This is a genomic window from Isoptericola sp. NPDC060185 (assembly GCF_042728595.1).
In the GTDB taxonomy this organism is placed as follows: Bacteria; Actinomycetota; Actinomycetes; order Actinomycetales; family Cellulomonadaceae; genus Isoptericola.
On the sequence record NZ_JBHWYY010000110.1, the window covers coordinates 1 to 9318 of the forward strand.

General features: G+C 76.7%; 8 protein-coding genes. 2 read left to right on the forward strand and 6 right to left on the reverse strand.

All coding sequences use genetic code 11. From position 1 onward, the window contains the following. Nucleotides 1–66 precede the first annotated feature (66 nt). The 6 genes from hemL to hemE all read right to left on the reverse strand — a co-directional run bounded on the left by hemL (nt 67) and on the right by hemE (nt 7231). Complete coding sequence (hemL, locus tag ACFWDO_RS20305; protein ID WP_380325306.1) at nt 67–1416, reverse strand: glutamate-1-semialdehyde 2,1-aminomutase; 1350 nt, start codon at nt 1414–1416, stop codon at nt 67–69. Next, entirely contained in the window at nt 1404–2354 is a 951-nt protein-coding gene (gene hemB / locus ACFWDO_RS20310) for a porphobilinogen synthase (protein ID WP_380325309.1), read from the reverse strand. Before hemB ends, hemL begins: the two co-directional genes overlap by 13 nt. A 62-nt stretch (nt 2355–2416) precedes the next feature. Beyond that, on the reverse strand, nt 2417–3277 hold the full coding sequence (locus ACFWDO_RS20315) for a uroporphyrinogen-III synthase (protein WP_380325303.1): 861 nt from the start codon (nt 3275–3277) through the stop codon (nt 2417–2419). Further along, nucleotides 3274–4344 (reverse strand): hydroxymethylbilane synthase, encoded by a 1071-nt coding sequence (gene hemC / locus ACFWDO_RS20320; protein WP_380325300.1) that lies wholly within the window; start codon nt 4342–4344, stop codon nt 3274–3276. Before hemC ends, ACFWDO_RS20315 begins: the two co-directional genes overlap by 4 nt. A 224-nt stretch (nt 4345–4568) precedes the next feature. Further along, on the reverse strand, nt 4569–6080 hold the full coding sequence (locus ACFWDO_RS20325; protein ID WP_380325297.1) for a protoporphyrinogen/coproporphyrinogen oxidase: 1512 nt from the start codon (nt 6078–6080) through the stop codon (nt 4569–4571). Beyond that, nucleotides 6077–7231, reverse strand: coding sequence for a uroporphyrinogen decarboxylase (hemE, locus tag ACFWDO_RS20330; RefSeq protein WP_380325294.1), 1155 nt, complete (start codon nt 7229–7231; stop codon nt 6077–6079). The genes ACFWDO_RS20325 and hemE overlap by 4 nt, the downstream gene beginning before the upstream one ends. 49 nt (nt 7232–7280) lie before the next feature. Between hemE and ACFWDO_RS20335 the strand changes: the two genes are divergently transcribed. Both ACFWDO_RS20335 and ACFWDO_RS20340 read left to right on the forward strand, forming a co-directional pair. Next, nucleotides 7281–8687 (forward strand): glutamyl-tRNA reductase, encoded by a 1407-nt coding sequence (locus ACFWDO_RS20335; RefSeq protein WP_380325291.1) that lies wholly within the window; start codon nt 7281–7283, stop codon nt 8685–8687. A 197-nt stretch (nt 8688–8884) separates the two neighbouring features. After that, nucleotides 8885–9259 carry an SHOCT domain-containing protein gene (locus tag ACFWDO_RS20340; protein WP_380325288.1) on the forward strand — a complete coding sequence of 125 codons (375 nt, stop codon included), beginning with the start codon at nt 8885–8887 and terminating at the stop codon, nt 9257–9259. The last annotated feature ends 59 nt before the right edge of the window (nt 9260–9318 follow it).

Here is a 9318-nt window from a genome sequence, read left to right on the forward strand (position 1 = left end):
GCCACCCGGCGCGCCAACCCCCCGTCTGGCGCGACGGATCTCGCTTGCTCGAAGGGGGCTCTCCGGTCAGGCGGTCGCCGCGGCGGCGGCCTTCGCGCCGGCGGGCAAGGCCTCGAGGATGCGGTTCACGGCGTCGTCGTCGTGCGCGGCCGAGACGAACCACGCCTCGAAGACCGACGGCGGCAGGTTCACGCCGGCGTCGAGCAGCGCGTGGAACAGCGCCCGGTGGCGGAAGACCTCCTGGGCCTGCGCCTGCGCGTAGTCGCGCACGCCGTGCTCCGCGGCGAACGGGCCGAAGAAGACGGAGAACAGCGAGCCCGCGCGCTGCACGCGGTGGGCCACGCCCTCGGCGGACAGGGCGTCCCCGAGCGCGGTGGCCAGGGTGTCGGCGACGGCGTCGACCCGCGCGTAGACGGCCTCGTCGGCCAGGCGCAGCGTGGCGAGGCCCGCCGCGACGGCCACCGGGTTCCCGGACAGGGTGCCCGCCTGGTAGACGGGGCCGGTGGGCGCGAGCTGGTCCATGATCGCCGCGGGCCCTCCCAGGCCGGCCACGGGCATCCCGCCTCCCACGACCTTGCCGAACGTCAGCAGGTCGGGCGCGTACCCCTCGCCGCCGCCGGCGCGGATCGCGGCGTTCTCCAGGCCCCACCAGCCCGACGGGCCGACGCGGAAACCGGTGAGCACCTCGTCCATGACGAACAGGGCGCCGTGCGCGCGCGTGATGCGGCGCAGGCCCTCGTTGAAGCCCTCCGCGGGCGGCACCACGCCCATGTTCGCGGGGCTCGCCTCGGTGATGACCGCGGCGATCCGGGAGCCGTGCTGCGCGAACGCGGCCTCCACGGCGGCCAGGTCGTTGTACGGCAGCACCAGCGTCTCGGCGGCCGACGCCTCCGTCACGCCCGCCGTGCCCGGCATGGCGAGCGTCGCGACGCCCGACCCGGCCTCCGCCAGCAGCGCGTCGACGTGGCCGTGGTAGCAGCCGGCGAACTTCACGACCAGCGGCCGCCCGGTGACGCCGCGCGCGAGCCGGATCGCCGTCATCGTCGCCTCGGTGCCCGTGGACACCAGCCGCACGCGCTCCGCGACGGGCACGCGACGGCGGATCTCCTCCGCGAGCTCCACCTCGGCCACGGTGGGGGCGCCGAACGACAGGCCCCGCGCGGCGGCGTCCTGCACGGCCGCGACGACCTCGGGGTGCGCGTGGCCCAGCAGGGCCGGGCCCCACGAGCACACGAGGTCCACGTACTCGCGCCCCGCGACGTCGGTGACGTACGGGCCGCGGGCGCTCGCGAGGAACCGCGGGTCGCCGCCCACCGAGCCGTACGCGCGCACGGGGGAGTTCACGCCCCCGGGGATCGCGGCCTGGGCGCGCAGGAACGCGGTGTGGTTGTCGAGGTGCTCGGTCACTTGATCCACTCCGCGATCTCGTTGGCCCAGTAGGTGAGGACGATGTCGGCGCCGGCGCGCTTGATGGCGGTCACCGACTCGAGCACGGCGCCCTTCCGGTCGATCCAGCCGTGCGCGGCAGCCGCCTCGATCATGGCGTACTCGCCGCTGACCTGGTACGCCGCGACCGGCACGTCGGACCGGTCCGCGACGCCCCGCAGCACGTCGAGGGACGTGCCGGCGGGCTTCACCATGACGATGTCGGCGCCCTCGGCGAGGTCGAGGTCGGCCTCGCGAAGCCCTTCGCGGGAGTTGGCGGCGTCCATCTGGTAGGTGCGCCGGTCGCCCTGGAGCGCGCTGTCGACGGCCTCGCGGAACGGGCCGTAGAACGCGCTGGCGTACTTGGCGCTGTAGGCGAGGACGGAGACGTCGGTGAAGCCCGCGTCGTCGAGCGCGTCGCGCAGGACGGCGACCTGGCCGTCCATCATCCCCGACGGCGCCACGACCTCGGCGCCCGCGCGGGCCTGCGCGACGGCCATCGCGGCGTAGCGGTCGAGGGTCGCGTCGTTGTCGACCGCGCCGTCCGCGGTGAGCACGCCGCAGTGGCCGTGGTCGGTGAACTCGTCGAGGCACGTGTCGGCCATGACGACCGGCCCCGGCCGGCCCGTCGCCGCCTCGACCTCGGCGACGGCCTCGCGCGCGATCCGGATGCCGCGCTGCAGGATGCCGTCCGGGTCGTCGCCCGCGGAGCCGGTGGCGTCACGCACGGCGGGGATGCCGAACAGCATCACGCCGCCCAGGCCCGCGCGGGCGGCCTCGGCCACGGCGTCGCGCAGGGTGCCCTCGGTGTGCTGCACCTGGCCCGGCATCGAGGTGATCGGGGCGGGCGCGTCGAGACCCTCCTTGACGAACAGCGGCAGCACGAGGTCCGCCGGGTGCAGGCGGGTCTCGGCGGCCAGCCGTCGCATGCGCGGCGTGGTGCGCATGCGGCGCGGCCGGTACACGATGCCGGACGTGGTGCCCGAGGTGCTCACGGGTGCTCCTTCGTGGGGGTGGGGGCGCCCGCCGTCGGGTCGGCGGCGGGCGCGGTGGTGCCGGGGGAGTGCAGGTCCGGGTCGACGGCCGGGTCGAAGGCGGCGGCGACGGCCGCCGCGAGCGCGTCGTCGGTCGGGTGGGTGGCGACGGCCGCCACGTGCAGCCCCGCGTCGCGCGCGGCGTCGGCGGAGGGGCCGCCGATGGCGACGACGGCGGTGGCCGTCCCCGCCTGGGCGGCGATCTCGCGCGCCACCGAGCCGGACGACACGACCACCAGGTCGAAGCCCCCGGCGCGGGCGCGGTCCGCGACGTCGGCGGGCAGCGCGTGGTGCACCGTGCGGTAGGCGGTCACGACGTGCGGCGCCCAGCCGCGGACGGCCAGGCCGTCGTCCAGGGTGGGCCGGGCGAGGTCGCCGAGCGGCAGCAGCACGGCGCGCGGCTCGTCGTCGGTGGCCTCCGGGTCGGGGAACGCCGCGACCAGCCCGGCGGCGGTGGCGTCGGCCTCCGGCACGAGGTCGGTCGTGACGCCCGCGGCGGCGAGGGCACGGGTGGTCGCGGGCCCGACGGCGGCCCAGCGGACCGGCGCACCGGCGAGGTTCGCGCCGGTGCGGGCGGCCGCGTCCACGAGGGCGTCGACGGCGTTGACGCTGGTCACGACGGCCCAGGCGAAGGCGCCGCCGGCGAGGCCGCGGACGGCGTCGTCGAGGGGGCCGAGGTCGGCCGCGGGCGCGCGCTCGATGACGGGGGCGACCACGACGTCGTGCCCGGCCGCCCGTAGCAGCGCCGCGAGCGATGCCCCGCGCTCGGTCGTGCGCGCCACGAGGACGGCGCGCCCCGTGGTGCGCTCGCCGGTCACGAACCCTCCGGGTCGTCCGTGCCGGTGGGGGCGTGGAGCGGCTCGACGTCCTGTCGCGGCGCGACGTGGTCCGCCTCGCCGGTGCGCGGCATTCCCGTGCCGCCCACGAGCGGCGCGAGCCGTTCGGCACCGTCGGCCAGCAGGGACTCCGCCACCCGGACGCCGAGCGCCGTCGCGGCCTCGTCCTGCGCGACGGCGTCGCCCCCGAGCGGCGCGGACGCGGCGTGGGTGAGCTGCTCGGTGCCGTCGACGCGCGCCACGACGGCGGTGAGCTGCAGCTCGCCCGCCTCGACCCGGGCGTGCGCGCCGACCGGCGCGGCGCAGCCGGCCTCCAGCCGCGCGAGCACCGCGCGCTCGGCGAGCACGGCGAGCCGGGTGGGGCGGTGGTCGAGCGCGGCGAACGCCTCGCCCAGCGCGGACCCCGCCAGGTCCGCGGTGCGTGCCTCGACGGCGAGCGCGCCCTGCCCGGGGGCGGGTGCGACGACGGCGGGGTCGAGCAGGTGCGTCACGACCTCCGTGCGGCCCAGGCGCGACAGCCCGGCGTGCGCGAGGACGACGGCGTCGAGGTCGGCGTCGGGGCCGAGGGCGCGCGCGAGCCGCGTCTCCACGTTGCCGCGGATGTCGACCAGCTCGACGTCGGGGCGTGCGGCCTTCACCTGTGCGGCCCGGCGCGGCGACCCGGTGCCCACGCGGGCGCCGCGCGGCAGCGTGTCGAGGGTCAGCCCGTCGCGGGCGCACAGGGCGTCGCGCGGGTCCTCGCGCTCGGGGGTGACGATCGTGAGGTCGGCGGGCTGCGCCGTGGGCAGGTCCTTGAGCGAGTGCACGGCGACGTCGCAGCGCCCGTCGAGCAGGGCCTCCCGCAGCGCGGTGACGAAGACGCCGGTGCCGCCCAGCGAGGCGAGCGAGCCGGTCTTCACGTCGCCCTCGGTGCGGATCCGGACCAGCTCGACCGGCCGGCCCAGCAGCTCCTCCAGCCGGCGCGCGACCATGCCGGACTGCGTCGTGGCGAGGGCGCTGCCGCGGGTGCCGAGGCGCAGCGGGGCAGGGGCTGTCTCGGGGGTGCTCACCCGTCCAGTGTCGCGCAGCGGTGCGGCCTGTGGACAACTTCCGGCCGGACGGGCGACCGATCTCACACGGTGCGCCCGTCGTCCTGACGTCCGGTCGTGACAGCGCGTCACCACCATCGCCGAGGTAGTTCGAGAATCGCCGAGGTAGTTCCAGACCCCGCGAGGTAGTCCACTACCTCGTCAGGTCTCGAACTACCTCGTCAGGTCTCGAACTACCTCGCGGGTCAGAGGGCGGCGACGGCGGCCTGCGCGTGCGCGACGATCGCCGCGAGGCCGGTGCCGGCCACCCACCCCCCGGTGACGGCCAGCCCCGGCGTGTGCCCGACGGCGGCGGTGAACGCCGCGACGTCGGCGCGGTAGGCGGGGGTGGGCGGCGGCAGGGAGCCGTCCCACCGCTGCAGCAGGTGGTCGCGGACCCGGCCGGTGAGGTCGACGCCGAGCAGCGCGGACGCGTCGCGGGCGGCCTCGTCGGCGGTGGGCGGCACCGTCGGGGTGCCGATGCGGCCGTACGACAGGCGCACCACGTGCACGCCCGGCCCGACGGCGGCGCGCACGCGGTCGGCGAGCCACGGCCACTTCGCGGTGGCGTGGGTGAGCGCCTTCGCCCGCACCCCGGAGCCGGCGCCCTCGTCGTCCGGCGCCACGAGCATCCCGGAGCCGCGGGGCGCGTCGTCGAGCTCGGGGGCGTCGAGCAGGAGGGTCGCGAGCCAGATGTCGGCGCCGTCCTCGGGGGTGGGCACGACGACGCCGACCGGCGCGGTCACCGGGTCGTTCTCGAGCGGCGCGACCCACGGCGCGAGCAGCGGGGCGACGCGCGGCGTCGTCACGACCAGCCGCGGGGCGCGCACGGTGCCGCCGGCGGACGTCGTGACCTGCCACTGGGTGCCGAGACGCTCGACGGCCACCACCCGCTGCGCCACGCGGACGGCGGCGTGGATGGGGCCGGTCGCGTCGGTGCGCGGGGAGTCGGCGAACTCCTCGGCGCTGGCGGCGATCTCGCCGGTCAGGGCCTCGACGAGGGCGTGGATGCCGCCGTCGATGCCGCGGACGGCGGACCCGGCGGGCGCGGCGGACCGCAGCTCGCCGACGGCGCGCGACAGCGACCCGGTGCGGGCGAAGGCGTCGAGCAGCCCGGGCGCGACGGTGGCCACGTCGAGCCGGTCGAGCGGCGCGGAGTGCACGCCGGTCGCCACCGGGGCCACGAGGCGGTCGGCCACGCGCCGCCCGAGACGGGAGCGCACCAGCGTCCCGAGGTCCGTGGTGTCGGCGACGAACCGCGGCAGCACCCGGTCGAGGCTCGCCCGCAGCACGCCGGGCCAGCCGATCGCACGCCGCACGTCGGGGGCCCACGGCGTCGACGGGATACCGAGCACGCCCGCCTTCGGCAGGGGGAACGCGTGGCCGGCGGAGTAGCCCCACGCGGACAGGGGGGCCGGGCTCACGACGTCCAGCCCGAGCTCGTCGGCCAGATCCGTGACGGCGGTGCCGCGGGCGGCGAACGACTCCGCACCCAGGTCGAGGCGCACGGGCACCGACCCGAACGCGCCGCCGCGCACGGGGCCGCCGACGCGGTCCGACGCCTCGAGCACCACGACCTGCAGCCCGCGCCGCACCAGCGTGCGCGCGGCGACGAGCCCGCCGATCCCGCCGCCCACGACCACGGCGTCGACGTGCTCCGCGGCCCGCGCGGGCGGGGTCGCGGCGTCGGGGGAGCCGAGCGGCGGGAGCGGCGTCACAGCGAGTGGACCAGCTCGACGACGCGGGTCAGCACGGTCGGGTCGGTGTCCGGCGGCACGCCGTGGCCGAGGTTGACCACGTGGCCGGGCGCGGTCGCGCCGCGTGCGACGACGTCGCGCACGTGCGCCTCGAGCACCGGCCACGGGGCGGCGAGCAGCGCGGGGTCGATGTTGCCCTGCACGGGCACGGCGCCGCGGGGGTGGTCGGCGAGCAGGGCGGCGGCCTCGTCGATCGGGGTGCGGTAGTCGACACCGACGGCGGGGTGGGTGACGCCCGCCGCGTCGAGCACGTCGCGCAGCGCGGGCAGCAGGTGCCCGGTGCCGGTGCCGAAGTGGATGGCGGCCAGGCCGTCGTCGCTGCCGGGGAGGCGCAGGTCGGAGACGTGCGACAGCGCGGCCGTCGACGAGGGCGCGACGTGCGCCGTGTAGTCGGCGAGCGCGAGCGAGCCGGCCCAGGAGTCGAAGAGCTGGACGGCGGACGCGCCGGCGAGCACCTGCGTCCGCAGGAACCGGCCGGTGAGCTCCGCGGTCCACGCGGTGAGCCGCGCCCAGGTCTCGGGGTCCGCGTGCATGAGGGTGCGCGCGGCGAGGTGGTCGCGCGACGGGCGCCCCTCCACCAGGTAGGCGGCGAGCGTGAACGGCGCGCCGCCGAAGCCGAGCAGCGGCACGTCGCCGAGCTCGGCCACGGTGAGGCGCACGGCCTCGGCGATCGGGGCGAGGGCGCCGTCGTCGAGGGTGCGCGAGGTGAGGCGGGCGACGTCCTCGGCCGTGCGGTACGGCTGGTCCATCACGGGCCCGACGCCGGGCTTGATGTCCACGTCGACGCCCGCCAGCCGCAGCGGCACGACGATGTCGCTGAAGAAGACGGCCGCGTCCACGTGGTGGCGCCGCACGGGCTGGAGGGTGATTTCCGCGGCGAGCGGTGGCCGGAGGCAGGAGTCGAGCATCCCTACCCCCTGACGGACCTCGCGGTACTCGGGCAGGGACCTGCCGGCCTGCCGCATGAACCACACGGGGGTCACGTCCGGACGATCGCCCCGCAGGGCACGCACCAGCGGGGCGTGCGTCGTCCGGCCGTCGACCAGCGGGTGGTCGGCGGGCAGCAGGGTGGGCTCGCGCCCCGGCTCGGAGGCGATCGTGGGGGATGTCACGGTCCATGATTCTGCCCCGGTTGTTCGGCCCTCTTAAAGTGGAGCCACTGTGGTACTCCTCTCCCTCACCGCCTCGCACCGCGAGCTGGACCTGGACGCGCTCGAGCGGCTGTCCACCGGTTCCGGCTCCGTCGGGCGAGTCGCCGTGGGTTCCTGCGGGCCCGTCCAGGGCGCCGTGGTGATCTCCACGTGCAACCGTTTCGAGCTCTACCTGGACGTCGACGCGCCGGTGCACGGCGACGCCGTGCGGCACACGACGAAGCACGTCGCGGCCCTGGTGGCGGCGGGTTCCGGCGTGACCGAGGAGGTCGCGGCGGACTCGTTCACGGTCCGCACCGGGCCCGAGGTCACCTCGCACCTGTTCGCGGTCGCCGCCGGGCTGGACTCGATGGTCGTGGGGGAGCGGGAGATCGCCGGTCAGGTGAAGCGCGCCCTCGCCGAGGCCCGCGAGGACGGCACCACGTCCAAGACCCTCGAGCTGCTGTTCCAGACGGCGTCGCGCACGTCGAAGCGCGTCGGCACGCGGACGGAGCTCGGCGCCGCCGGGCGGTCCGTCGTGTCGCTCGGTCTGGACCTCGCAGGCCGGGACCTCCTGCGCGGCCGGGGCGAGCACGACGGCTCGTGGCGGGGCGTGCGGACGGTGCTCATCGGCACGGGCTCGTACGCGGGGGCGTCGGTGGCGGCCCTGCGCGCCCGCGGCTGCGACGACGTGCGGGTGTACTCGCGCTCCGGCCGCGCCGAGGTCTTCGCGGAGGGCCACGACGTCGAGGCGGCGCCGGACCTGATCGAGGCGCTCGCCGACGCCGACCTCGTGGTGTCGTGCTCGGGTGCCCGCGGACGCGGTCCCGCCGGCGGGGTCGCGGACGGGCGGGCCGAGGCCTCCCTGGAGTACGTGCTCGACGCCGCCGCCGTGGTGCGCTCGCGCGAGCGGGCCGCGGCCGCCGCGGGAGACGAGCCCGAGCCGCGGCCCCTCGTGGTCCTCGACCTGGCGCTGCACCGCGACGTCGACCCGCGGGTCGCGGACGTCGAGGGCGTGCTGCTGTACGACCTGGGCACGCTCAAGGCGCACGCCCCGGCCACGGCCGCGGACGTCGTCGACCGCGCCCGGCGGATCGTGGACGACGCGGCCGAGGGCTTCGAGGAGACCCGCCTGGGCCGCGCCGCGGACGCCGCCGTCGTGGCGCTGTTCGACGCGGCCGAGGTCGAGGTCCGGCGTGAGGTCGACGCGGCGGTCGACCGCCTGACGACGGAGCTCGCGGCCCGCGGCGAGACCCCCGACGAGGCCGACGTCGACGCCATCGCGCGCGACGTCCGCAAACGCGCGCACGCCGCCCTGCACGGCGAGATCGTGGCGGTGCGCGCCGACGCGCTGGCGCGGGCGCGGGCCGAGGAGGCCGCCGTCGTGTCCGGGGCCGAGGAGCTCGTCTCCGACGCGGAGCGCGGGGCCCGCCGCTGAGCGGTCGCTGACCGGGACCCGAGCAGGGTCCGGCCTGTCGCGATCGTCCGGCAGAGCCCGGTTCGGCGGGGGAGTCCTGGATCACCCTGTTTCAGCGCGCGCGTCCGGCATGTCAGCACTAGCGTTCCGAGCGCGGGCCACCGGTCCGCCACAAGCCGGCCGTCGACGGCTGGGTCCGCCTCGAAAGGACGCACGAGATGAACACGTTCTGGGACTTCTTCTGGTACCTCGTCTGGATCTTCCTCTTCATCGCCTACCTGATGGTGCTGTTCCAGATCCTCACCGACCTGTTCCGCGACCGGGAGCTCAACGGCTGGTGGAAGGCCCTGTGGGTGGTCCTCCTGATCTTCATCCCGCTGCTCACGGCCCTCGTATACCTCATCGCCCGCGGCCGGGGGATGTCGGAGCGGCAGATCGCGGCGGTGAAGGAGGCCAAGGCCGGTACCGACGCGTACATCCGCGACGTGGCGGGGGCGCCGGCGGACCACATCGCCTCGGCCAAGAAGCTGCTGGACGAGGGCACGATCACGCCCGAGGAGTTCGAGCGCCTCAAGGCGAAGGCCCTCTCCTGACGGTAGCCGCCTGACCTTCTAAATAAGACGCCCGGCCCCGCACACGTGTGGGACTTGGT